The organism is Microbacterium paraoxydans, assembly GCF_020524545.1.
In the GTDB taxonomy this organism is placed as follows: Bacteria; Actinomycetota; Actinomycetes; order Actinomycetales; family Microbacteriaceae; genus Microbacterium; species Microbacterium paraoxydans_C.
The window spans coordinates 222,492-245,167 of record NZ_JAIVLG010000004.1 but is presented as its reverse complement, the minus strand read 5'-3'; the positions used below and the strand labels follow the sequence as shown (position 1 = coordinate 245,167).

22 protein-coding genes are annotated in these 22,676 nt (G+C 67.4%); 5 read left to right on the top strand and 17 right to left on the bottom strand.

Going from position 1 to position 22,676, the window contains the following annotated elements; all coding sequences use genetic code 11:
* Window positions 1–53 precede the first annotated feature (53 nt).
* Window positions 54–1,808 carry a 2-isopropylmalate synthase gene (gene leuA / locus LC041_RS10285; RefSeq protein WP_226533007.1) on the bottom strand — a complete coding sequence of 585 codons (1,755 nt, stop codon included), beginning with the start codon at window positions 1,806–1,808 and terminating at the stop codon, window positions 54–56.
* 194 nt (window positions 1,809–2,002) lie between these two features.
* Here leuA and LC041_RS10280 point away from each other — a divergent pair, with 194 nt between their 5' ends.
* The gene (locus LC041_RS10280) at window positions 2,003–2,650 is read left to right on the top strand and encodes a hypothetical protein (RefSeq protein WP_226533006.1); all 648 of its coding nucleotides are present in this window, start codon (window positions 2,003–2,005) and stop codon (window positions 2,648–2,650) included.
* On the opposite strand, the gene LC041_RS10275 is transcribed toward LC041_RS10280, so the two are convergent.
* The 12 genes from LC041_RS10275 to hrcA all read right to left on the bottom strand — a co-directional run bounded on the left by LC041_RS10275 (window position 2,622) and on the right by hrcA (window position 12,714).
* Window positions 2,622–3,611: an NADP-dependent oxidoreductase gene (locus LC041_RS10275; protein ID WP_226533005.1), complete on the bottom strand. Its 990-nt coding sequence runs from the start codon at window positions 3,609–3,611 to the stop codon at window positions 2,622–2,624. The two genes, LC041_RS10280 and LC041_RS10275, sit on opposite strands and share 29 nt — an antisense overlap.
* Window positions 3,612–3,621: 10 nt before the next feature.
* On the bottom strand, window positions 3,622–4,095 hold the full coding sequence (locus LC041_RS10270) for a hypothetical protein (RefSeq protein ID WP_226533004.1): 474 nt from the start codon (window positions 4,093–4,095) through the stop codon (window positions 3,622–3,624).
* On the bottom strand, window positions 4,092–5,075 hold the full coding sequence (locus LC041_RS10265) for a hypothetical protein (protein ID WP_226533003.1): 984 nt from the start codon (window positions 5,073–5,075) through the stop codon (window positions 4,092–4,094). Before LC041_RS10265 ends, LC041_RS10270 begins: the two co-directional genes overlap by 4 nt.
* Window positions 5,075–5,617 (bottom strand): RNA polymerase sigma factor, encoded by a 543-nt coding sequence (locus LC041_RS10260; protein ID WP_226533002.1) that lies wholly within the window; start codon window positions 5,615–5,617, stop codon window positions 5,075–5,077. Before LC041_RS10260 ends, LC041_RS10265 begins: the two co-directional genes overlap by 1 nt.
* 33 nt (window positions 5,618–5,650) lie before the next feature.
* Window positions 5,651–6,565, bottom strand: a complete 915-nt coding sequence (gene era / locus LC041_RS10255; protein WP_374197664.1) for a GTPase Era — start codon at window positions 6,563–6,565, stop codon at window positions 5,651–5,653.
* Window positions 6,540–7,835: a hemolysin family protein gene (locus tag LC041_RS10250; protein ID WP_226533000.1), complete on the bottom strand. Its 1,296-nt coding sequence runs from the start codon at window positions 7,833–7,835 to the stop codon at window positions 6,540–6,542. The genes era and LC041_RS10250 overlap by 26 nt, the downstream gene beginning before the upstream one ends.
* A complete protein-coding gene (gene ybeY / locus LC041_RS10245; protein WP_226532999.1) occupies window positions 7,832–8,290 on the bottom strand; it encodes an rRNA maturation RNase YbeY in 459 nt (152 codons plus the stop codon). Before ybeY ends, LC041_RS10250 begins: the two co-directional genes overlap by 4 nt.
* A complete protein-coding gene (locus LC041_RS10240) occupies window positions 8,287–9,312 on the bottom strand; it encodes a PhoH family protein (RefSeq protein WP_226533301.1) in 1,026 nt (341 codons plus the stop codon). Before LC041_RS10240 ends, ybeY begins: the two co-directional genes overlap by 4 nt.
* 79 nt (window positions 9,313–9,391) lie before the next feature.
* On the bottom strand, window positions 9,392–9,742 hold the full coding sequence (locus LC041_RS10235; RefSeq protein WP_226532998.1) for a histidine triad nucleotide-binding protein: 351 nt from the start codon (window positions 9,740–9,742) through the stop codon (window positions 9,392–9,394).
* 57 nt (window positions 9,743–9,799) lie between these two features.
* The gene (locus LC041_RS10230; RefSeq protein ID WP_226532997.1) at window positions 9,800–10,528 is read right to left on the bottom strand and encodes a 16S rRNA (uracil(1498)-N(3))-methyltransferase; all 729 of its coding nucleotides are present in this window, start codon (window positions 10,526–10,528) and stop codon (window positions 9,800–9,802) included.
* 2 nt (window positions 10,529–10,530) lie between these two features.
* Window positions 10,531–11,646, bottom strand: a complete 1,116-nt coding sequence (gene dnaJ, locus LC041_RS10225) for a molecular chaperone DnaJ (RefSeq protein ID WP_226532996.1) — start codon at window positions 11,644–11,646, stop codon at window positions 10,531–10,533.
* A gap of 36 nt (window positions 11,647–11,682) precedes the next feature.
* On the bottom strand, window positions 11,683–12,714 hold the full coding sequence (gene hrcA / locus LC041_RS10220) for a heat-inducible transcriptional repressor HrcA (protein WP_226532995.1): 1,032 nt from the start codon (window positions 12,712–12,714) through the stop codon (window positions 11,683–11,685).
* Between the two features lie 102 nt (window positions 12,715–12,816).
* Between hrcA and LC041_RS10215 the strand changes: the two genes are divergently transcribed.
* The gene (locus LC041_RS10215) at window positions 12,817–14,235 is read left to right on the top strand and encodes a carboxylesterase/lipase family protein (protein ID WP_226532994.1); all 1,419 of its coding nucleotides are present in this window, start codon (window positions 12,817–12,819) and stop codon (window positions 14,233–14,235) included.
* A gap of 14 nt (window positions 14,236–14,249) precedes the next feature.
* On the opposite strand, the gene hemW is transcribed toward LC041_RS10215, so the two are convergent.
* The 4 genes from hemW to lepA form a co-directional block, all read right to left on the bottom strand.
* Complete coding sequence (gene hemW, locus LC041_RS10210) at window positions 14,250–15,467, bottom strand: radical SAM family heme chaperone HemW (protein ID WP_226532993.1); 1,218 nt, start codon at window positions 15,465–15,467, stop codon at window positions 14,250–14,252.
* The gene (locus LC041_RS10205; RefSeq protein WP_226532992.1) at window positions 15,467–16,120 is read right to left on the bottom strand and encodes a DUF1990 family protein; all 654 of its coding nucleotides are present in this window, start codon (window positions 16,118–16,120) and stop codon (window positions 15,467–15,469) included. The genes hemW and LC041_RS10205 overlap by 1 nt, the downstream gene beginning before the upstream one ends.
* A 109-nt stretch (window positions 16,121–16,229) precedes the next feature.
* Window positions 16,230–16,724, bottom strand: coding sequence for a DUF1990 family protein (locus LC041_RS10200; RefSeq protein ID WP_226532991.1), 495 nt, complete (start codon window positions 16,722–16,724; stop codon window positions 16,230–16,232).
* Window positions 16,725–16,726: 2 nt separating this feature from the next.
* Window positions 16,727–18,580, bottom strand: a complete 1,854-nt coding sequence (gene lepA, locus LC041_RS10195) for a translation elongation factor 4 (protein WP_226532990.1) — start codon at window positions 18,578–18,580, stop codon at window positions 16,727–16,729.
* A 239-nt stretch (window positions 18,581–18,819) separates the two neighbouring features.
* Between lepA and LC041_RS10190 the strand changes: the two genes are divergently transcribed.
* The 3 genes from LC041_RS10190 to LC041_RS10180 are packed head-to-tail and all read left to right on the top strand — an operon-like array spanning window position 18,820 to window position 22,644.
* On the top strand, window positions 18,820–19,803 hold the full coding sequence (locus LC041_RS10190; protein WP_226532989.1) for an ABC transporter permease: 984 nt from the start codon (window positions 18,820–18,822) through the stop codon (window positions 19,801–19,803).
* A 1-nt stretch (window position 19,804) separates the two neighbouring features.
* On the top strand, window positions 19,805–20,719 hold the full coding sequence (locus LC041_RS10185; protein ID WP_226532988.1) for an ABC transporter permease: 915 nt from the start codon (window positions 19,805–19,807) through the stop codon (window positions 20,717–20,719).
* Window positions 20,716–22,644: an ABC transporter ATP-binding protein gene (locus LC041_RS10180; protein WP_226532987.1), complete on the top strand. Its 1,929-nt coding sequence runs from the start codon at window positions 20,716–20,718 to the stop codon at window positions 22,642–22,644. Before LC041_RS10185 ends, LC041_RS10180 begins: the two co-directional genes overlap by 4 nt.
* Window positions 22,645–22,676: the final 32 nt, after the last annotated feature.

The following is a 22,676-nucleotide window of genomic DNA, read 5'->3' as shown; positions in this document are numbered from 1 at the left end:
CAAAAAGCCACAAGATCGGACCATTCACGCGATTCGAACGAAGGAATGGACGATCAGACCGCTGCGAGTTCGTGCTGCCGGGTGCGGATCGAGCGATTCACGCCCGAGACGATCGCCTTGAGCGACGCCGTCGAGATGTCACCGTCGATCCCGACGCCCCACAGCCGCTGGTCGCCGACCTGCAGCTCCACGTAGGCCGCGGCCTGCGCGTCACCTCCGGCGCTGAGAGCGTGCTCGACGTAGTCGTACACCGTGATGTCGAATCCCTGGCCGCGCAACACCTCGACGAACGCGGCCACAGGACCGTTGCCGTTCCCGGAGACGGCCACCTGTGCGTCATCGTCACGCAGGACGACATCGAGCACGACGTCGCCCGACATGTCGCTGCGGGTCTGCGTGGCGAGCAGCTCGAAGCGCCCCCACTTGGCCGTCGAGTCGTCGGCCGGCAGGTACTCGTCGTTGAAGATCGACCAGATCTGGTCGGAGGTGACTTCGCCGCCCTCGGCATCGGTCTTGGCCTGCACGACCCCCGAGAACTCGATCTGCAGCTTGCGTGGCAGGTCGATCGCGTGGTCGGACTTCAGCAGGTAGGCGACTCCGCCCTTGCCGGACTGCGAGTTCACCCGGATGACCGCCTCATACGAGCGTCCGAGGTCCTTCGGGTCGACCGGCAGGTAGGGAACGGCCCACTCGATCTCGTCGACCGTGACGCCCTCGGCGGTCGCCCGCGCTTCCATCGCCTCGAAGCCCTTCTTGATCGCGTCCTGGTGCGATCCGCTGAAGGCCGTGAAGACCAGGTCCCCGGCCCACGGGCTGCGCTCGGGCACGGGGAGCTGGTTGCAGTATTCCACCGTGCGCTTGACCTGATCGATGTCACTGAAGTCGATCTGCGGGTCGATGCCCTGCGTGAAGAGGTTGATGCCCAGAGCGACGATGTCGACATTGCCCGTGCGCTCGCCGTTGCCGAACAGGCATCCCTCGATGCGGTCGGCGCCGGCCATGTAGCCGAGCTCCGCGGCCGCGATCGCAGTGCCGCGATCGTTGTGAGGGTGCAGGGAGAGGATGACGTTCTCGCGGTGGTTCAGGTGCCTGCTCATCCACTCGATGGAATCGGCGTAGACATTCGGAGAGGCCATCTCGACGGTGGCCGGCAGGTTGATGATCACCTTGCGGTCCGCCGTCGGCTCGAAGACCTCGATGACCTGATTGCAGATGTCGACCGCGAACTCGAGCTCGGTGCCTGTGTAGCTCTCCGGAGAGTATTCGTAGTACACCTTCGTGTCGGGGATCGTCTTCTCGAACTTCCGGCACAGTCGTGCCCCTTCGAGGGCGATGTCGATGATGCCCTGCTTGTCGGTGCGGAACACGACCTCGCGCTGCAACACGCTCGTGGAGTTGTACAGGTGCACGATGGCCTGCTTCGCACCGGCGATCGACTCGTAGGTGCGTTCGATGAGGTGCTCGCGGGCCTGGGTCAGCACCTGGATGGTCACGTCGTCCGGAATCAGGTTCTCTTCGATGAGCTGACGGACGAAGTCGAAGTCGGTCTGGCTCGCCGACGGGAATCCGACCTCGATCTCCTTGTAGCCCATGCTGACGAGCAGCTCGAACATGACCCGCTTGCGCTCCGGCGACATCGGGTCGATCAGAGCCTGGTTGCCGTCGCGGAGGTCGACGGCGCACCAGCGCGGCGCTTCGGTGATGCGGGCGTCAGGCCAGGTGCGGTCGGGCAGGTGGACGTTGATCTGCTCGTGGAACGGCCGATACTTGTGGATCGGCATCGCGGACGGGCGCTGAGTGTTCTGCATGATGGGGCTTCTTCTCTTCGTCAAGATGAACGGGCCAACACAAGCGCCGCGACGAGGAAGGCCCTAGCTTTAGGACTCGTCGCGGCAGCTAAGAAGAAGCAGACCGCCGAAAGGCATGTGATCATGCTAGCAGGGAACCCGTATCCGAATCGACGAATCCGAGACGATCAGGACCCGGGCGACGCTCCTCTGACATGAGCACATCGCCACGTCCTCTCGCCCTCGCCGCGGCACCCGCCGTCGGTCTCCTGTTCGTCGCCGGCTGTGCATCCATCGCCGGACCCGCTGCAGCACCGACGAGCACGACTGTTCCCTCTGATCAGCGACTGGAGGAAGCACACCCCGCACCGCCAGAGGGTCGTGTGATCGGAGTGGGCATGGTGCGGGATACGGGCGGCGACGTGCAGTTGTGCCTCGGAGCGATCATGGAGTCCTACCCGCCGCAGTGCGACGGCGTGCCGGTGGACGGGTGGACGTGGGACGGCCTCGAAGGCAGCGAGAGCAGCAACGGGACGACCTGGGGTGACTATGCGGTGTACGCCGCCTACGACGGCGAGCGACTCACCGTGACCGATCCGCCGATCATGGCCGCACTGTACGACTCGATCGCTCCGGAGGATCCGACGGGAGGAGTCGACGGCACGACCTCGGACGAAGAACTCGCATCGATCCAGGACGATCTCGAGGCGCGCCTCAGCGCGGAAGTGACCACGGTCGCGACGCATCGCGGATATGTCTGGGTGCAGGTCGTCTGGGATGACGGCACGATCCAAGCAGCCGCGGATGCGGAGTACGGCGAAGACGTGGTGGTCGTCAGTTCCGCACTTCGCGAGACCGATTGATCTCCGGGATCAGAGCCAGTTTGCCTCCGGGGTGCCCCGTCGCCAGGAGGCGGTGGGCCTCCTGCGCAGCATCGAGCGGGAAGGTCCGCGCGAGAGGCACCACGAGGTCGCCGTTCTGCGCCAGGGCGATGAGTTCGCCCCGCACCTCGTCGCGGAAGCGGGCACTGGCCGGCATGGACCCCGCGATCGCGAGGAAGCCATCGGCCTCGGCGCGGCCGGCGGCCGCGATCGTGACGATGCGGCGAGGGGTGGAGACGAGAGCGAGCGACACGTCCACGGCCTCGTCCGTACCGACGGCATCGAGTGCCGCCGCGATGGGGCCGGCCGCCACCCCTGTCACGCGATCCGCGAGACCCGTGCCGTAGCGGACGGGCACGCCGCCGAATCGGCTCACCTCATCGAAGCGGTTCTCGCTTGCCGTGCCGATCACACGGATGCCCCGCAGTCGGGCCTGCTGCAGGACGCTCACCCCGACCGCGCCCGAGGCGCCGTGGAGGAGGATGGTCTCCCCCGGCGCCGCACCGGTGACCGCGAGCATCTCGGCGGCCGTGGTGCCCACGAGCAGCAGGTTCGCGGCCTCCGGATGCGAGAGGGACGACGGTTTCGCGAACACCTTCTCGGCGGGAACCGTGAGGGCCGTCGCGTACCCGCCCCGCACGCGGAAAGCGACGACCTCATCGCCCACCGCCGCCGCTCCGGAACCGATCCGTGTGTCCGGTCCGATCGCGATGATCTCCCCGGACACCTCGTAGCCGATCGGGGCCGGAAGCGTTGCGCCGGGCCGCGCGGCTCCGACGTGCTTCGCGTCGGCCGGATTGACCCCCGCGGCGCGCACGCGGATCGTCACCTGACCCGCCGTGGGAGCCGGAAGGCCGACGTCGGTGAACTCCCATGCCTCGGGCGAACCCCACGACGTCGCGATCCAGTGCTGGGCCACGAGGGGTGCCTTCGAAGACGACATCGGCAGGAGCTCAGAAGACGCAGCGCAGGTTGGTCACCGTACCGGAGACGTTCGCCCAGCTCCCGGGACTCACCGTCTTCAGGACAGTGCCCGCGTTGCGTGCTTGTACGGTTTCGCTGCTGCGCGCGTTCGCCACGGACCTCACGGAAAAGCTCGACGGCACCGCGTTGGCTCCGCAGCCTCCGAACGTGAGCGAGCTTCCCCCCAGGGACGACCCGTTGTAGGCACAGATCTTGCCGGTCGCGCAGCTCCCGACGGAGCGCGCCGTCACGCCCGACGCCGACGGCACGCTCAACGCCATGCGCAACTCCGGCCACTCCGCATGCGTCGCGTCGATGATCACGCCACCGGGCACTTCGTCGAGTACCGCCGCGACCAGCGGATCAACCTCGCGATCGTCCGGCGTGGAGGCCATCGCCGGTGCAGCACCCCACACCGCCACGACGCCGAACAGGGCGGCCGCCAAAGCCGTGCGGAGCTTCATCGGACCGTGTCCTCATCGAGATCCCACATCCGGTAGGAGATGATGGCGCCCGCAGAGAAGACCCCGTCGTCCTCCAGCACCGTGCGCTCGACGCCGACGATCCGACCGGTCTCGCGCGACACCAGGATCAGATCGCTCACTGCCCCATCCGGAGACATGACCCGGACGCCTGACACAGGGCGTCCCAGTCGATCGGTCGTCGTCCCGAGGGCATCGCCGCCGCCCGCCTCCTCGAGGAGGAGGAGCAATTGCTCGTGCTGCGCGTCGGTCAGTGTCCACTGGTCGAGGACCGTGGTCATCGCCGTCTCCACGTCGAAGGCCGACGGCTCCTCCGGCATGCCGAACGCGCGGAGCATCGCGACCATGTCGTCCGCAGTCTCTCCGGGAACGGAGGGCCACGGGGTCTCGAAGTCGCCCGCTCCCATCACCAGATCGGTGATCACCTCGCCGCTGCTCGTGACCTCGGCGGCATTGCTGGCGACCGCGTCAGCCGGGTCGTAGGGGACGCCCGCGATGATGGTCATCCGGCCGGAGCCATCGGGCTCCCACATGAGGGTCGACAGCTGGGGGACGACAGTCGTGGTCTTCGTGTCGACCTCGACCGAGAATCCCCAGGAGGCCGCCCTGACCGTGCGCGACGGAGTCGAAGGCCCCGTCGCATCCGCCAGGGCGACGCCCGCCTCGTCGACGATCTGGGCGACGGTGGTGGGGCCGCTGAAGTCGAGAGGCGACGGCGTACCTGCGACGGCCGCGCCCTGCGGCGCGAGGACGGCGAATGCCAGAGCAGTGGTGGCTGCGACGGTGGTGAGACCGCCTGCCCATGCGAAGGCGCGTGTGCGACGGCGCTTCTTGGGAGCCTCGACCGCGCGGAGGATGCGATCCCGAGTCGCACGTGCCCGCGCGTCGGGCACCGCATCGCGGGGCGTCGAGGCGGGATCCGCATCGGTCAGCATGCGCTCGAGCACGGCGTTCTCCGTCATCACCCGACATCACCCCCTCCCAGGCCCAGCTCTGCACGCAGTCGATCCTGAGCTCGCGTCAACCTCTTCCGCACGCGGAACTCGGAGAGGCGCAACAACTCAGCGATCTCCCCCACCGCGAGTCCATCCCAGTACGTGAGCATGATGATACGCCGTTGAGCCTGAGTGAGAACACCCAAAGCGCGGATGACTTCGAATCGACTCTCGCGGCCAGGCTGTTCTTCGTCGCCGGAAACCCCCTGGTGCACGGCTTCGAGCGCGCTGTACGGCGTCGACGTCCGTCCCGCACGGGCGCGCAGTCGCCGGTCGGCTGTGCGGAGCAACCAGATCCGGCCCGGAGGATGAGCGGGCCGGAGCCGGGTCCATGCACTCAGGAAGACCTCCGAGACGATCTCGGTGACCTCTCCGTCATCCGCGACGACCCCTTCGATGTGGTGCCGCACAGCTGCCCAGTGCTCGTCGAACACTCGGGTGAAGACCTCGTTTCGCAGCGGATTCGGGTCTTCGCTGCGATCGCTCATGTCGGCGGGCTCGGCGGGCATCCCGCCGCCATCGACGTGTGACCTGATCCCATGTCAGAAGCCGAGTCTGCCGAGTTGCTTGGGGTCGCGCTGCCACTCCTTCGCGACCTTGACATGCAGGCCGAGGAACACACGGGTGCCGAGCAGCTCCTCGATGCCCGCGCGGGCACGAGCCCCGACCTCGCTCAGACGCTTGCCCTTGTGTCCGATGATGATCGCCTTCTGGCTGTCCCGCTCCACCACGATCGAGGCGTGCACGTCGGTGAGGTCGGTGCCCTCGCGCAGCGCGATGTCATCGATGACGACGGCGATCGAGTGCGGCAGCTCGTCGCGCACGCCTTCGAGCGCCGCCTCGCGGATCATCTCGGCGATACGGTCCTCCTCGGACTCATCCGTCGTGATCCCTTCCGGGTACAACGCCGGCCCCTTCGGCATCAGCAGGAGGATCTCGTCGGAGAGCACATCGAGCTGATCCCGGGTGAGCGCGGAGAGGGGGATGACCGCTGCCCAGTCCTCGCGCAGCGCATCCACCTCCAGCAGTCTGGCGGTGATCTCATCGCGGACCGCGGCATCCGTCTTCGTCACGATCGCGACCTTCTTCGCCCGCGGGTGGCCGTCCAGAGAAGCCGCGATCCGTCGATCCCCGGGGCCGACCTTCTCATTCGCCGGGACGCAGAATCCGATGACATCCACATCGCCGAGCACCTGTTCCACGAGATCGTTCAGCCGCTCGCCGAGCAGGGTGCGCGGCTTGTGGATCCCCGGGGTGTCGACGATCACGAGCTGCCCTTCCGGGCGATTGACGATGCCGCGGATAGCGCGTCGGGTCGTCTGAGGCTTCTCGCTCGTGATCGCGATCTTCTCGCCGACGAGAGCGTTCGTCAGCGTCGACTTTCCGACGTTCGGCCGACCGACGAAGGTCACGAATCCGCTGCGGGTCTCCTCAGTCATCGTCTCGCTCTCCTTCATCCTCCGAGGCGACAGGTTCCCCCGCCGCGCGTTCCACGAACACGGTCGCGATGCCGCGTCCACGACCACGCGAGGCTCCGCCGGTCAGCACCAGCCCTGCAACTGTCGCCGTCGCGCCGGGTTGGGGCACCTGTCCCAGCGCCTTGCCGAGCAATCCGCCGATCGAGTCGACGTCCTCGTCCTCGAGCTCGAGGCCGAAGAGGTCGCCCACGTCTTCGAGCGAGAGACGCGCACTCACCCGGTATCGCCCGTGACCGAGATCGACGAACTCCGCGGATACCTGATCGTACTCATCCGCGATCTCCCCCACGAGCTCCTCGATCAGATCCTCGAGCGTCACGAGCCCGGAGATCCCCCCGTGCTCGTCGATCACCAGGCACACGTGCACGGCGTCGCGCTTCATCTGCTGCAGCAGCGTCTCCGCGCGCATGGACTCCGGCACGAAAGCCGCCGGACGGGCGATGGGCCGGACCGACGCGGTCCGCCAGGCAGTGTCATCGCGATACGCGAACTGGACGAGGTCTTTGAGGTACAGCACACCGACGACGTCATCCGCGTCATCGTCCACGACGGGCATCCTCGAGACGCCGCGGTTCAGGAACATCGACATCGCCTCGTCGGTGGTCGCGGTCGCGTCGACCGTCACCATCTCCGTCCGGGGCACCATCACGGCGCGGACGAACTGATCGGTGAAGTCGAACACCGAGTGGATGAGGTCGCGATCGTCTTCCTCGATGAGGTCGTTCGAAGCCGCCTCGTCGACCATGCTGAGCAGCTGATCCTCGCTGGTGAAGGAGCTGCGGCCGGTGCCCGGCGTGACCTTGTTGCCCAGCACGACGAGTGCCTGGGCGAGCGGGCCGAGGATGATGCGGAGACCTCGCACGATCGAAGCAGTACGACGGATCATGCCTTCGGCGTGCTGCCGCCCGAAAGAACGCGGACTCGCACCGACGAGCACGAACGTGATCGCCGTCATCAGCACCGCAGCGGCGAGCATAGCCCACCAGTTGTTGTCGATGAGGATCGTGAACGCAACGGTGACGAGGACGGCCGCCGTGACCTCTGCCAGCACACGGATGAAGGCGACGGCGTTGACGTGCGCATCCAGATCGGCGGCGATGCGCCGCAGAGCGTTCGCCTTGCGGCCCGCGTCCGCCATGTCGGCCAGACCGACGCGGGAGGTGACACCGTACGCGGCATCGATCGCAGCCATGAGACCACCGAATGCGACCAGGAGGACGGCTCCGATGAGCAGGATGATGGCCGTCATCGTCGACGTTCGGCCGCGGCGAAGCCCTGGATCAGTTCCTTCTGCAGTCCGAACATCTCACGCTCCTCGTCGGGCTCCGCGTGGTCGAATCCGAGAAGGTGGAGCAGTCCATGCGTGGTCAGCAGGATGAGCTCGTCCATCAGGGTGTGCTTCGCTGCCTGTGCCTGTGTCTCGGCCACCTGCGGGCACAGGACGATGTCGCCCAGCAGTCCCGGGGCCGTCGGACGGTCCTCGGAGCCGGGGCGCAGCTCGTCCATCGGGAAGCTGAGAACGTCTGTGGGACCGGGCTCGTCCATCCACTGCACGTGGAGCGCTTCCATGGCCCCCTCGTCGACGAGGACGATGGCGACCTCGGCATCCGGGCTCACGTGAAGCTGCGCGAGGTTGTAGTCCGTGAGCCGCTGCAGCACGGTCTCGTCGACGTCGATGGCCGACTCGTTGTTGATCTCGATCATGAGAGTCCTCGTTTCGGCATGCGGTCCCGCGGTCCCGGGCGCTGTGCTCCTCTGCGGTCGGCCCTGTTGGCGAACTCGGCGGCCTGCTCGCGCTCGAAGCGCTGAGCGGTGCGCTTCTCGTCGTACTCGCTGTACGCATCGACGATACGACCGACCAGCGAGTGCCGCACGACATCGGCGCTGGTGAGCCGCGCGAAGTGGATGTCGTCGATGCCGTCGAGCACACGCGTCACGAGTCGGAGGCCGGACGAGCCCTGCGGAAGGTCGACCTGCGTGATATCCCCCGTGACCACCATCCGCGTACCGAAACCGAGCCGGGTGAGGAACATCTTCATCTGCTCCGGCGTGGTGTTCTGGGCCTCGTCGAGCACGACGAACGAGTCGTTCAGTGTACGACCGCGCATGTACGCGAGCGGGGCGACCTCGATGGTCCCCGTCGCCATCAGGCGAGGGACGATCTCCGGATCCATCATCTCGTTGAGAGCGTCGTACAACGGCCGCAGGTAGGGGTCGATCTTGTCGGTGAGTGTGCCGGGGAGGAATCCGAGCCGCTCACCCGCCTCGACCGCGGGGCGGGTGAGGATGATCCGGGTGACCTCCTTGCGCTGCAGCGCCTGCACCGCCTTCGCCATAGCGAGATAGGTCTTGCCCGTTCCGGCGGGACCGATGCCGAAGACGATCGTGTTCTCCTCGATCGCGTCGACGTACTCCTTCTGGCCGAGGGTCTTGGGACGGATCACCTTGCCGCGCGTCGTCAGGATGGCCTCGCCGAGCACCTCGCTCGGACGCGGTCCGCCCTCCTGCCGCAGCATGCGAGCGGAACTGGAGACGTCGCTCGGGGCCAGATCGTGCCCGGCCCGGGTCATCGCGAGAAGCTCCTCGACCAGCGCCTTCGCCTTCCCGACCGCTTCGGCGCCACCGCTGAGGGTGATCTCGTTCCCCCGGACGAGCACCTGGACGTCCGGATGCTCCCTCTCGAGCATCCGCAGCAGACGGTCCTGGGGCCCGAGCAGCTGCACCATCGCAACGCCGTCGGCATAGATCGTCTCCACCGACTCGGGAGCCCGTCCGCCCAGGCTGCGCTCTCGCGGTTCGTGGTTCTCAGGCACCGACACTCTTCTCGGTCAATCCTCCGGCCAGCACGTGCGCGTGGACGTGGAATACGGTCTGCCCGGCACCGGCGCCGGTGTTGAAGACGAGGCGGAAGTCACCCTCGTCGCTGTGCTGTGCGGCCAGCTCCTTCGCGAACGCGACCATCTCGGCCAGCAGGGAGGGGTCACCGGCAGCAAGCTCGGTGACATCGCGGTAGTCGGCCGACTTGGGCACGACGAGGAGGTGCACGGGGGCTTGCGGAGCGATGTCCCGCAGCGCGAAGACCCGATCCGTCTCCCCGAGGATCTCTGCGGGGATCTCCCCGTTCAGAATGCGCGTGAAGATCGAGGGTTCCGTCATGCACTCAAGTCTACTGATCGCGGCATGCGTGCTCTCCTGCCGCGTCGACGCGGCAGGTCACCATCGGCCGAGGGCCACCGAGAGCACAGCGATCGCGGCCGGGCCCGCCGTCGATGTGCGCAGCACCGTCTCGCCGAGCAGCACGCGCTCGGCACCCGCTTCGGTCAGCCGGTCGAGTTCCGCACCCGAGATCCCGCCTTCCGGCCCGACGACCAGCATCAGATCACGCCCATCGGCCTCGATCTCCGACAGGCGCACCGAGGCGGTGGGGTCGAGCACGAGGACACGCTGTGAGCTCGCGCGTTCGGCGAGTCGTCCCGTCGACACCGGGGCGAGGACCTCCGGAACCCATGCGCGGTGGGATTGCTTGGCAGCTTCCCGGACGATCGTCGCCCAGCGCTCGCGACCCTTCACCGCCTTCGCCCCTTCCCACCGTGAGACACTGCGATCCGCCTGCCAGGGGACGATCTCGTCGACTCCGAGTTCACAGGCGGCCTGCACGGCGAGCTCGTCCCGGTCGCCTTTCGCCAGCGCCTGGGCCAGGATGATCCGCGGAGAGGGGGCCGGGTGCTCCGAGCGTCGGGTGATCCGCACCTCGACGCGTGTCGGCGACACCTCCTCCGCTGCCCCGGTCAGCCACACTCCTGCGCCGTCGCCGACGGTGACCTCCTCCCCGCCCCGGAGCCGACGGACGACGGCTGCGTGTTTCGCCTCGGCCCCGGTCAAGGTGACGACGTCACCGGCGACCGCGTCCGACGCCGACTCGACCAAGAAGTGCAGCGCCATGATCAGTGACTGCGGAAACGATCGCGAAGCTTCGAGAAGAGTCCCTGCTGGAACTGCGCGAGCTGCGGATCCGGGGCCTTGGTCTTCTTGGCGAAGTCCTCGATGAGAGCCCGCTGCGCGGAATCGAGCCTGGTGGGGGTGAGTACCTGCACACCCACGCGCAGATCGCCGCGCTGCGTGCCGCGGAGCGGCGTGATGCCGCGTCCCTTGATGGTCAGCACATCACCGGACTGCACCCCGGCGCGGAGCTCCAGATCGACTTCGCCGTCCAGTCCCTGGATCGTGGTCTCGGTGCCGAGGATCGCGTCTGTCATGGACACCTCGAGCGTTGCGAGCAGGTCGTCGCCGTCCCGACTGAACGCCGGGTGGGCGTTGACCGTCACCTCGACGTACAGATCGCCGTTCGGACCGCCGGCCTTGCCGACCTCCCCGGAACCGGGAAGCTGAAGGCGGAGTCCGGTCTCGACACCGGCCGGGATGTCGAGCGAGACCGTCCGGCGCGAGCGCACGCGCCCCTGCCCGCCACAGGTTCCGCACGGATGCGGGATGGTGGTGCCGTAGCCCTCGCAACTACCGCACGGCTGGGAGGTCACGACGTTGCCGAGGAGGCTCCGCACCTGACGCTGCACGTGCCCCGAACCGCCGCAGATGTCACACGTGACCGGCGAGGTGCCTTCCTGGCAGCACGACCCCTGACAGGTCTCGCACAGCACGGCCGTGTCGACCTCGATGTCGCGATGTGCTCCGAACACGACATCGCCCAGATCGAGGGACACACGTACCAGCGCGTCCTGTCCGCGCTCGCGCCGAGAACGCGGACGCGCGCCGCGCCCACCGCCCTGAGATGCGCCGAAGAAGGTCTCGAAGATGTCTCCGAAGCCCCCGAAGCCGCCGAAGTTGCCCGCAGCGCCGTCTCCGCCGCCCATGTCGTAGCGGCGACGCGAGTCATCATCGCTGAGCACGTCGTATGCGTGGGTGACGAGCTTGAAGCGCTCGGCTGCATCTTCACCGGGATTCACATCCGGGTGCAGCTGCCGCGCAAGACGTCGATACGCCTTCTTGATCTCGTCGGTGGAAGCGTCCCGGGATACCCCGAGAACCTCATAGTGGTCCGCCACAATCGCCCTTCTGCGTGTGTTCTCTCGGCAGCCGCGTCAGCGGCCGGCCTCGTCTTCGTCGAGCATCCGCGACAGGTAGCGGGCCACGGCCCGTGCTGCGGCGAGGTTGCTCGGGTAGTCCATGCGCGTCGGCCCCATGACGCCGACGCGCGCCGTGCCGCTGGGGGCGGCGTAGTTGCTCGCGACGATCGATGCCTCGCCGAGGCCGAACGGCGCGTTCTCCGTGCCGATGCTGGCTGCGAGTCCGTGCTCGTCGGTCACCATCTCGCTCATCAGTCGCAACAGCGTCACCTGCTCCTCGATCGCTTCGAGGAGCGGATGGATGCTGCCACGGAAGTCCTGTTCGCGGCGCGCGAGGGTGGCCGCACCGGCCATCACCAGACGCTCCTGCCGGAAGCCGCCGAGTTCATCCATCACGACGCCGGCGATCGAGCGCAGCACCCGGTCTTTGGCCACCTCATCCGCGGCGAGCAACGCCTGGAGCCGATCGGATGCCTCGCCGATGCCCTGCCCGGTGATCAGCGCGGACAGGCGCGCGCGCAACACCGCCATGTCGGCCTCGTCGATCGCCTCGGGCAGCTGCGCCACCCGCTGCGACACGCCGCCGGCGTCGGTCACGAGGACGATCAGGAGCCGATTCGGCGCCAGCGCGACCAGCTCCACATGCGTGACGTGTGCGCGGGCGAACGAAGGGTATTGTGCGAGCGCGACCTGGCCGGTGAGCTGGGTCAGCACGCGCACCGTGCGCACCATGAGGTCGTCGAGGTCGGCCGGCTCGCCGAGGAACGACTCGATCGCGGACCGCTGCGCCGACGAGAGCGGCCGTAGCTGCGCGAGATGGTTCACGAAGACGCGATAGCCCTTGTCGGTGGGCACCCTGCCCGAAGACGTGTGCGGCGCGGTGATGAGCTCTTCATCTTCGAGCAGCGCCATGTCGTTGCGGATCGTCGCCGCGGAGACACCGAAGGAGTGGCGATCCACGATGGACCGGCTACCGACGGGTTCATGGGTCTCGACGTAGTCCTGCACGATCGCGCGGAGAACCTGGAGTCCTCGCTCTGTGACCATCGCCTTCCCTTCCGCTGGCACTCGGACGTTCAGAGTGCCAATCCTACCCCGTGCAGCCCGGAGTTCTCCGTACCGCAGGCGGACGACTCTAGGATGACCCTCATGACCACCTCGCCCCAGGCCACCCTGACGTGCGGCATCGTCCGCGGCACCGAGGAGGGTGGGGTCGCTCGCTACCTCGGCATTCCGTACGCGCAGGCACCGTTCGGGGAGCACCGATTCCGCGCGCCACAGCCGATCGGCACCTGGTCCCGCGTCCGGGAGGCGACCGATTTCGGGCCGACCGCTCCGCAGGTGCCTTACGCGGGCCCGATCGGCGAGCTCCTTGGTTCGGTGATCCTCGACGGCGACGACATCCTGACCGCGAACGTCTGGGCCCCGACCGAGGCCTCCGATGCCCCGGTCCTGCTGTGGATCCACGGTGGCGCGCTCGAGCGGGGCACGGCCGCACTGCCGCTCTACGACGGGGCGGTGTTCGCCAGGGCGGGTATCGTCTTCGTCTCGATCAACTACCGTCTGGGGTCCGAAGGCTTCTCGATCCTCGACGGCGCTCCCCGCAATCTCGGTCTGCGCGACGCCGCTGCCGCGTTGGAGTGGGTTCACCGCGAAATCGCGGCCTTCGGCGGGGATCCGTCGCAGATCACTGCGATGGGGGAATCGGCCGGTGGCGCGATCGTCTCGGCGCTGCTCGCACGAGACGACTCCCGTGCTCTGATCAGGCGCGCGATCATCGAGTCCGGACCGCTCCACGCGCAGCCGGCGAAGAAGGCAGGGCGTGTGACCGCGCAGCTCGCGAAGCGCCTCGGCGTCCGAGCCGAGAGAAGCTCGTTCGCCGCGCTCTCGCCCGCGCAGCTGCTCGACGCGAGGAGAGAGCAGTCCGCAGGCTCCTCGCCTCTCGGCGGGGCGCCCGGCTTCCAGATCGCGATCGACCCGGACAGCCTTCCGCGTTCCCCGCACGAGGTTCTGCGCGAGATCGACACGCCGCTCCTGATCGGCAGCAACACCGACGAGTACCGATTGTGGTTCCCGCCCGAGGCCCTCGCGGGCATCAGCGAGCTCAAACTGCAGGCCGCTCGACTTCTCTCGCGCGTCCCACGCCGCGCGGTGGCCGAGTACCGGTCCGCGTTCCCCGGAGCGAGCACCGGAGAGGTGTTCGGGCAGCTCGTCACCGACATGGTGCTTCGGGCGCCGCTGAGCCGCGTGGCGTCCGCACGGCCCGAGAGCACGCACGTCTACGAGTTCGCCTGGCCCAGTCCCGTACGAGACCTGCGGGCTGCGCACGCACTCGAACTCGGCTTCGTGTTCGACAGGCTCGACGACGAGGAGGCGCGACGACTGGCCGGGCCCGCAGCGCCGCGCGAGCTCGCCGCCGAGATGAACGCGGCCTGGATCGGTTTCGTGAGCTCCGGAGACCCCGGCTGGCCTGCGTACGGCTCCGAACGTCGGACGCGACTGTTCGACGCGCCCAGCGCGACGGTACCGCAGCGGCGCACCGCTGGCATGGACCTGCTGCCGGACTGAGAACGCGACGACGGTCAGTCGGTCAGCGCCCGCACCACGGCATCCGCAAGGAGCCGCCCCTTCAGCGTCAGCTGGATACGCCCCCGGATCGCGGCCGCAGGGTCGACGAGTCCATCGGCGATGAGGCCCGCGACGCGGCTCCGGTTGGCGGCGGGCACTTCGTCGACCGCGACCCCTTCGCGGATCCGGCTCAGCAGCAGGATCCGCTCCAGCGTGCGCGATTCCGCGTCGGGGCGCTCGGTTCCCGCCGCCGGCGACTCGGATGCCGCGAGCCGCTGCGCGTACGCGGCGGGATGCTTCACATTCCACCACCGCAGACCGGCCACATGGCTGTGCGCACCGGGGCCGAACCCCCACCAGTCACTCCCCCGCCAGTAGGCCAGGTTGTGCCGCGAGCGTCGCTCCGGAGTGCGCGCCCAGTTGCTCACCTCGTACCACTCGAAACCGCCACCCGCCAAGCGGGCATCGGCCAGCTCGTACATGTCGGCCTGCAGGTCGTCGTCGGGCCTCGGCACCTCGCCACGGCGGATCTGGCGCGCGAGTTTGGTGCCGTCCTCGATGATGAGCGCGTACGCCGAGATGTGGTCGGGTTCGAGCGCGAGCGCCGCATCGAGAGAAGCCTCCCAATCGGCGAGCGACTCCCCCGGTGCCCCGTAGATCAGGTCGACGCTCACCGCGAGACCCGCGTCCTTCGCCGCAGCTACCGCGGTGCGCACGTTCTCGGGGCGATGCGTGCGGTCGAGGGCAGCGAGCACGTGAGGAACGGCGGACTGCATGCCCACCGACATCCGCGTGACCCCGGCGTCGGCGAGAGTGCGGGCGACCGCGGGAGTCACGGTGTCGGGGTTCGCCTCGACGGTCACCTCCGCCCCGTCCGCGAGGCCGAATGCTCCGGTCGCCGCGTCGAGCATGCGGGCGAGATCTCCCGCGGGGAGGAGCGTCGGCGTGCCACCCCCGAAGAAGACCGTGTCCATGGGACGCACTGTCCCTGCATCAGTCAGCACGCGTCGGGCGAGAGCGATCTCGGAGATCAACGTCGATGCGTAGTCTTCCTGTTTCGCCCCGCGCAACTCGGTCGAGGTGTACGTGTTGAAGTCGCAGTAACCGCAGCGCACGGTGCAGAACGGAATGTGAAGGTAGACCGAGAACGGGACGCCCGGTTCGATCACGAGGTCGGAAGGGAGATGCCCGTCCGTCGGTGCCGGATCTCCGAGAGGGAGTGGTCCCGCCATCAGACGGGGGTCGCGTACAGCGGTGAGATCGCCCGGAGATAGCGCGCGAACAGCTCGCGGCGACGACGCTTCATGAGAGCGGGGATCGTCCGGTAGATGAGGGCGTTCGGGGCGTCGAACGCCCTCACGGTGAACCACACCTCGTCGTTGTCCTCACGCCAGTCGACGTCGAACGACTCCTCGCCGCTGACGACGGACCCGCCGACGGTTCCGAGCACGAAACCGATGCGCCTGGTCTCCTCCGTGACGGAGATCACGCGGAGCTCGGAGTCGGCGCGCATCCCCGCGACCCGCCCGCGCAGGTGCAGCGTCATCCCCGCACCGACGAAGGGCATGCCCTCGGCGTCATAGCGCTGTTCGACGTCCCGTTTGCTCGGCGCGATCGGATTCCCCTCGGCATCGAAGCTCACGCCCGCGTATGCGGGCCCGGGGGCCGGACGCACGTCTTCGACCGAGAGACCCGCCGCACGCTGAGCCGTCCAGGACAGGAGCGCTTCACCGGCCGTCTGAAAACGCTCGACACCGCTGCCGATCCGCCAGGATTCCTCCGCCGGGATACTGCGCTCCGGCGGGTACTGCATCAGATCGGGCGCATGGGTCGCACCCACGGCCGCATAGTCCACCGTGTCGTCTCGGAAAGTCCCGCGCCGCATGACTTCCACCCTACTTCGGGTTGCCTGAGCGAACACCCCCACGCGCCGCACAGGGCCACATGCTCCCTGGGATCCCTGCGTTCTCGGGCGGGACGACGCCGCGTGCGTCTCAGTGCGGGGTCTCTGCCTCCGCTGCCCGCGCCGCCTCCTGGACGATCCGGGCATACTCGGCGTGGGTCGAGCGCTGCATCCTCCGCAGCGCAGGCGCGAGTATCCGCCAGAACCACGTCGAAGGGCGCGAGACGGAACGCGCGGTGAACACCCCCCGCTCGTCGATCCGGAACGACTCCTCGCCGTAGACCGGATGCCCCGGACGGGTCTCGTAACCGAAACCACTCGCATCGGCCCACACGACCCGCACGGGCTCCGCGAAGCGGATGCCGAAGACACGCTTGGCGAGCACGCCCTCGAGTTCGGGCATCGGTGCGCCCACGGGCACCTCGAATCCCGCCCGCCGCTTGAACTCCCACGTGCTCACCAGCGCCGCGACCGCGTCGCGTGCTGCCGGTGCCACGGTGGTCGAATTCTCCTCGCCGAGCATGCCATCGGGCGCAGCGACGAGCGGATGACGTGTCATCCCCCGCTGATACGCGGGCAGCGGCACGACTACTTCTTGTCCTTGCCTTCGACGTCTCCCGAGAGCGCGGCGATGAACGCCTCCTGGGGGACCTCGACGCGGCCGACCATCTTCATGCGCTTCTTGCCCTCCTTCTGCTTCTCGAGGAGCTTGCGCTTACGGGTGATGTCACCGCCGTAGCACTTCGCCAGCACATCCTTGCGGATCGCTCGGATGGTCTCGCGAGCGATGATGCGCGCGCCGATGGCAGCCTGGATGGGAACCTCGAACTGCTGGCGAGGAATGAGCTTGCGCAGACGCTCGGCCATCATCGTGCCGTAGGCGTAGGCCTTGTCGCGGTGCACGATCGAGCTGAACGCATCGACCTTCTCCCCCTGGAGCAGGATGTCCACCTTGACGAGGTCGGCTTCCTGTTGTCCGGAGGGTTCGTAGTCGAGAGAGGCGTAGCCCTGCGTCTTGGACTTCAGCTGGTCGAAGAAGTCGAACACGATCTCACCCAGCGGCATGTTGTACCGCAGTTCGACACGCTCTTCCGAGAAGTACTCCATCCCGAGCAGGGTTCCACGGCGAGACTGGCACAGCTCCATCACGGTGCCGACGTAGTCCTTGGGCAGCAGGATGGCGGCCTTCACCATGGGCTCTGAGACCGATCCGATGCGCCCGTCCGGGTACTCGCTCGGGTTGGTCACGGTCACCGTCTCACCGGTGTCGCTCGTGAGCACCTCGTAGATGACGCTCGGCGCGGTCGTGATGAGGTCGAGCCCGAACTCGCGGGCGAGGCGCTCCGTGACGATCTCCAGGTGGAGCAGGCCGAGGAATCCGCAGCGGAACCCGAAGCCGAGCGCGACCGAGGTCTCCGGCTCGTACTGGAGCGAGGCGTCGGAGAGCTTGAGCTTGTCGAGTGCCTCGCGGAGTTCGGCGTAGTCGCTGCCGTCGATCGGGTAGATGCCCGAGAAGACCATCGGCTTCGGGTCGGTGTAACCCGGCAGGGGTTCCGACGCCGGCTTCCGGGACGTGGTGATCGTGTCCCCGACCTTCGACTGGCGAACGTCCTTCACACCCGTGATCAGATACCCCACCTCGCCGACCCCGAGCCCCTTGGTCGGGGTCGGTTCCGGACTCGACACGCCGACCTCGAGCGCCTCGTGGTTGGCCCCGGTCGACATCATCTGGATGCGCTCGCGCGGCGAGAGGCTGCCGTCCACCATGCGCACGTACGTGACCACTCCGCGATACGCGTCGTACACCGAGTCGAAGATCATCGCGCGGGCGGGGGCATCCGCGTCGCCCACCGGAGCCGGGATGTCCTGGACCAGCCGGTCGAGCAGGTCCTCGACGCCGACGCCGGTCTTGCCCGAGACCCGCAGCACATCCTCGGGCTTGCCTCCGATGAGCGAGGCCAGCTCCTTCGCGTACTTCTCGGGGTCGGCGGCTGGCAGGTCGATCTTGTTCAGCACCGGGATGATGTGGAGATCGTTCTCCAGCGCGAGGTACAGGTTCGCGAGCGTCTGCGCCTCGATGCCCTGCGCTGCGTCGACGAGCAGGATCGCTCCCTCGCATGCCGCGAGCGATCGCGAGACCTCGTAGGTGAAGTCGACGTGACCGGGGGTGTCGATCATGTTCAGGGCCACGGTCTGACCGTCGAACTCCCACGGCATCCGGACGGCCTGGCTCTTGATCGTGATTCCGCGTTCGCGCTCGATGTCCATGCGGTCGAGGTACTGGGCCCGCATGTCGCGGTCCGAGACGACACCGGTGATCTGGAGCATCCGGTCGGCGAGAGTCGACTTGCCGTGGTCGATGTGGGCGATGATGCAGAAATTGCGGATCTGCGCAGCCGGCGTCGCGGCAGGCTGAAGAGGTGTGAGAGCGCGTGGGGACATGTCCCCACGATTCTACGGTGAGGGGGCGCTAATCCCCGATTCCGGCATTCCGGTGATAGTCTCCCGAAGTTGCCTGGGAAATTCCGTGACACCGGATCCCGCAAGCGATAAGACTCCATCACAGACCCCGTGGCGTTGTCGCATCGCAGAGTTCGGTGGATGGCGATTCCGTAATCCAACTGACTCAGCGTTGCGTCGGCTGATCCCGAGCGCGTCTGTAGAAGAGAAAGACTGACCCCTTGATCAAGTACCTCCTGCGCCGAGCACTCGGCTGGCTGCTCATGATCGTGGTCGCGACGAACCTCACGTTCTTTCTGGCGTGGGGGTTCCTCGACCCGCGCAGCAACTACGTGGGGAGACGCCCACCCCTGACGCCGGAGCAGATCGACAACGTCCTGATCCCGCGCAACCTGAGCGACACCGTGCCGCTCATGGAGCGGTGGTGGAACTGGTTCAGCGGCATCCTGTTCCGCTGGGACTGGGGCGTGAGCCCCACCGGACAGTCGGTCAACGAGCAGGTCGCCTACCGCATGTGGGTCAGCGCGGAACTCGTGCTCGGCGCGACGATCATCGCCGCCGTGCTCGGCATCTGGCTCGGTGTCTACACCGCGTCCCGCCAGTACAAGCTCGCCGACCGCATCGGCCAGGCGACGTCGATCATCACGATGAACATCAACATCATCGTCGCCGGTCTCGCCGTCGTTCTCCTCGCCATCGCGCTCAACGAGTGGACCGGGGTACGGATCTTCTACGTCACCGGCTCCTCCAGCCCGGGCGTGACAGGGTTCTTCCCGACGATCATCGATGCGCTCCAGCACGTCACGCTGCCCACCATCGCCCTCGTGCTCGTCGGATACGCGCAGTACCACTTCCTCCAGCGGTCGCTCCTGCTGGACAACATCAACGCGGACTACGTGCGCACCGCTCGCGCCAAGGGACTGACCAAGGCCCAGGCGGTTCGCAAGCACGCCCTCCGCACCTCGCTCATCCCGGTCGCGACCCAGGTCGCCTTCACGATCCCCACGATCTTCACCGGCGCGATCCTGACCGAGTCGATCTTCGCCTGGCAGGGCATGGGCCGCTATTTCCTCGACACCATCAACCAGAACGACATCAACGGCGTGGTGGCAGTCGCCGCCTTCGGCGCCGTGCTGACCGCGATCGGCGCCGTCCTCGCAGACATCGTCGTCGTCGTCCTCGACCCGCGAGTGAGGGTGAGCTGATATGACCACCGAAATGATCGATCCGCTGGTCGAGCCGTCCGCCGAGGCAACGCCGCGCAAGTCCCTCTCGAAGTGGACGCTGTACACGCGCCGCTACATGCGCAACAAGCCGGCCGTCGGGGGCGTCGTCGTCCTGCTCGTCCTGATCCTGTTCGCGATACTCGGTCCGGTCTTCTCGCCATACGCCGTCAACGACATGGACTTCCTGGCGCTGAGCACTCCCCCGTCGGCGACGCACTGGTTCGGCACGAACGGCGCCGGCAACGACACGTACACCCAGACCGCGATCGGTCTCCAGCGCTCGCTCATGATCGCGATCACGGTGTCGGTCGGAACCACCATCCTGTCGGCCCTCGTCGGCACGGCCGCCGCCTACTTCCGCGGCTGGTTCGAGCGCATCGCCCTGCTGGTCATCCACTTCATGATGGTCGTCCCCACCTTCCTCATGCTCTCGGTCATCTCGAACGACTCGGGCGGTGTCTGGTGGGTCATCGCGCTCGTGATGATCTTCGTGAGCTGGTTCTTCCCCGCCCGCATCATCTGGACCATGGCGCTGTCGCTCCGCGAGCGGGAGTACGTGCAGGCGGCGCGCTACATGGGCGTCCCCGGCACACGCATCGTGCTGCGCCATCTGGTCCCCAACATCGGCTCGCTGCTGGTGATCAACTTCACGCTCGGCATCGTCACTGCCGTCACGACGGAGACCGGCCTGTCGTTCATCGGCTTCGGAGTGAAGATCCCCGATGTCTCCCTCGGATCGCTGATCGGAGAGGGAAGCACGTCGATCACGAGCTCCCCGTGGCTGTTCTACTTCCCGGCGTTGACGCTCACGCTGCTGACCGTGTCGATGGCGTTGATCGCCGACGGCCTGCGTGATGCCCTCGACCCCACCTCGGCTGCAGGAGGCCGCGCATGAGCCCCGTACTGTCCGTCCGCGACCTCACCGTCAGCTTCGCCTCCGAAGCCGGCCGCGTCGATGCCGTGCGCGGTGTCTCCTTCGACCTGGAGGCAGGTAAGACCCTCGGCATCGTCGGCGAGTCGGGCTCCGGGAAGTCGGTCACCTCGCTGGCCGTCATGGGCTTGCTCGACGAGAACGCGAAGATCTCCGGCTCGATCCTCTTCGACGGGCAGGAGCTCCTCGGCAAGACGGACGCACAGCTCTCCCGCATCCGCGGAAACGGCATCTCGATGGTCTTCCAGGATCCGCTGACCTCGCTGACGCCGGTGTACACGATCGGGACGCAGCTGATCGAGGCGCTCACCGTGCACCGCAACCTCAGCGCGAAGGAGGCGAACGCCCGCGCGATCGATCTCCTCAAGCTCGTGGGCATCCCCGAGCCCGAGAAGCGGATGAAGGCGTTCCCCCACGAGTTCTCCGGAGGAATGCGTCAGCGCGTCGTGATCGCGATCGCGATGGCCAACGATCCGAAGCTGATCATCGCCGACGAGCCGACGACCGCGCTCGACGTCACGATCCAGGCGCAGATCCTCGACCTGATCGAGAAGGCGCAGGCCGAGACCGGCGCCGCCGTCATGATGATCACGCATGACATGGGCGTGGTGGCCCGCACGGCCGACGACGTCATGGTGATGTACGCGGGCAAGCCCGTGGAACAGGCCCCCGTGCGCGAGCTGTTCCACCAGACGAGGATGCCGTATTCCATCGGTCTCCTCGGCGCCATCCCCCGCGTGGACAAGGCCGAGAAGGAGCCGCTCACCCCGATCAAGGGCAATCCGCCGCTCCTGATCAACCTCCCCGATGCCTGCCCGTTCGCCGATCGCTGCCCGATCGTGATGGACGCGTGCCGGACGAGCGAACCGGAGCTCCTCCCCGTCCTGACCAGCGGCGGCGAGGCGCATCGCGCGGCCTGCATCCGTTCGAACGAGATCGAGGACGGCGGCACGCTCGGCGGGCTGCCGGTGTATCCGGTCCGGGAGGCACCGGAGAGCGAGTTGACCCGCCTTCCCCGTGAGGAGCGTCCCATCACGCTCGAGGTGAAGAACCTCACCAAGACCTTCCCGCTGCTCAAGGGCGCATTCCTCAAGCGCAAGGTCGGCGAAGTGCACGCCGTCAAGGGCATCAGCTTCGACGTCCGCGAAGGCGAGACCATGGCGATCGTGGGCGAGTCCGGGAGCGGGAAGACGACGACGCTGCTGCAGATCATGGACATGGTCAAGCAGGCCGAGGGCGACATCGTCATCGCCGGAACGAGCGTCAACGACATCCGCAGTCGCAAGGTCGAGCGTGCGTTGAGGCGCGACATCCAGATCGTGTTCCAAGACCCGATGGGCGCCCTCGACCCGCGCATGACGGTCGCCGACATCATCTCCGAACCCCTGACGGCGATCGGCACCCCGAAGGCGGAGGTGCACCGGCGCGTCGGTGAGCTGATGGATCTCGTCGGCCTCAATCCGGCACATCGCGATCGCTTCCCGCAGGCGTTCTCCGGAGGGCAGCGGCAGCGCATCGGCATCGCCCGCGCACTGTCGACGAACCCCAAGATCGTGGTGCTCGACGAGCCGGTGTCGGCGCTCGACGTGTCGATCCAGGCGGGCGTGATCAACCTCCTCGACGACCTCAAGGTCAAGCTCGGCCTGTCGTACCTCTTCGTGGCGCACGACCTCTCCGTCGTGCGTCACATCGCGGATCGTGTCGCCGTCATGTACCTGGGCGACTTCGTGGAGCACGGCGACGTGGACGACGTCTTCGACAATCCCCGGCACCCCTACACCAGGGCGCTGCTGTCGGCGATCCCGGTCCCCGACCCCGACATCGAGCGGACGCGGCAGCGGATCGTCTTCGACCCGGAGGCCGCCACGGGCCTGTCGAACGCCTCCTGACCGGAGACGGATCACCGTCCGATAACGGTTAG

Excerpts from the sequence above, each read along its gene's own strand:
- leuA (WP_226533007.1), bottom strand. The coding sequence starts at position 1,808 with ATGCAGAACACTCAGCGCCCGTCCGCGATGCCGATCCACAAGTATCGG.
- LC041_RS10280 (WP_226533006.1), top strand. The coding sequence starts at position 2,003 with ATGAGCACATCGCCACGTCCTCTCGCCCTCGCCGCGGCACCCGCCGTC.
- LC041_RS10275 (WP_226533005.1), bottom strand. The coding sequence starts at position 3,611 with ATGTCGTCTTCGAAGGCACCCCTCGTGGCCCAGCACTGGATCGCGACG.
- LC041_RS10270 (WP_226533004.1), bottom strand. The coding sequence starts at position 4,095 with ATGAAGCTCCGCACGGCTTTGGCGGCCGCCCTGTTCGGCGTCGTGGCG.
- LC041_RS10265 (WP_226533003.1), bottom strand. The coding sequence starts at position 5,075 with ATGACGGAGAACGCCGTGCTCGAGCGCATGCTGACCGATGCGGATCCC.
- LC041_RS10260 (WP_226533002.1), bottom strand. The coding sequence starts at position 5,617 with ATGCCCGCCGAGCCCGCCGACATGAGCGATCGCAGCGAAGACCCGAAT.
- era (WP_374197664.1), bottom strand. The coding sequence starts at position 6,565 with ATGAAGGAGAGCGAGACGATGACTGAGGAGACCCGCAGCGGATTCGTG.
- LC041_RS10250 (WP_226533000.1), bottom strand. The coding sequence starts at position 7,835 with ATGACGGCCATCATCCTGCTCATCGGAGCCGTCCTCCTGGTCGCATTC.
- ybeY (WP_226532999.1), bottom strand. The coding sequence starts at position 8,290 with ATGATCGAGATCAACAACGAGTCGGCCATCGACGTCGACGAGACCGTG.
- LC041_RS10240 (WP_226533301.1), bottom strand. The coding sequence starts at position 9,312 with ATGGTGCAGCTGCTCGGGCCCCAGGACCGTCTGCTGCGGATGCTCGAG.
- LC041_RS10235 (WP_226532998.1), bottom strand. The coding sequence starts at position 9,742 with ATGACGGAACCCTCGATCTTCACGCGCATTCTGAACGGGGAGATCCCC.
- LC041_RS10230 (WP_226532997.1), bottom strand. The coding sequence starts at position 10,528 with ATGGCGCTGCACTTCTTGGTCGAGTCGGCGTCGGACGCGGTCGCCGGT.
- hrcA (WP_226532995.1), bottom strand. The coding sequence starts at position 12,714 with ATGGTCACAGAGCGAGGACTCCAGGTTCTCCGCGCGATCGTGCAGGAC.
- LC041_RS10215 (WP_226532994.1), top strand. The coding sequence starts at position 12,817 with ATGACCACCTCGCCCCAGGCCACCCTGACGTGCGGCATCGTCCGCGGC.
- hemW (WP_226532993.1), bottom strand. The coding sequence starts at position 15,467 with ATGGCGGGACCACTCCCTCTCGGAGATCCGGCACCGACGGACGGGCAT.
- LC041_RS10205 (WP_226532992.1), bottom strand. The coding sequence starts at position 16,120 with ATGCGGCGCGGGACTTTCCGAGACGACACGGTGGACTATGCGGCCGTG.
- lepA (WP_226532990.1), bottom strand. The coding sequence starts at position 18,580 with ATGTCCCCACGCGCTCTCACACCTCTTCAGCCTGCCGCGACGCCGGCT.
- LC041_RS10185 (WP_226532988.1), top strand. The coding sequence starts at position 19,805 with ATGACCACCGAAATGATCGATCCGCTGGTCGAGCCGTCCGCCGAGGCA.
- LC041_RS10180 (WP_226532987.1), top strand. The coding sequence starts at position 20,716 with ATGAGCCCCGTACTGTCCGTCCGCGACCTCACCGTCAGCTTCGCCTCC.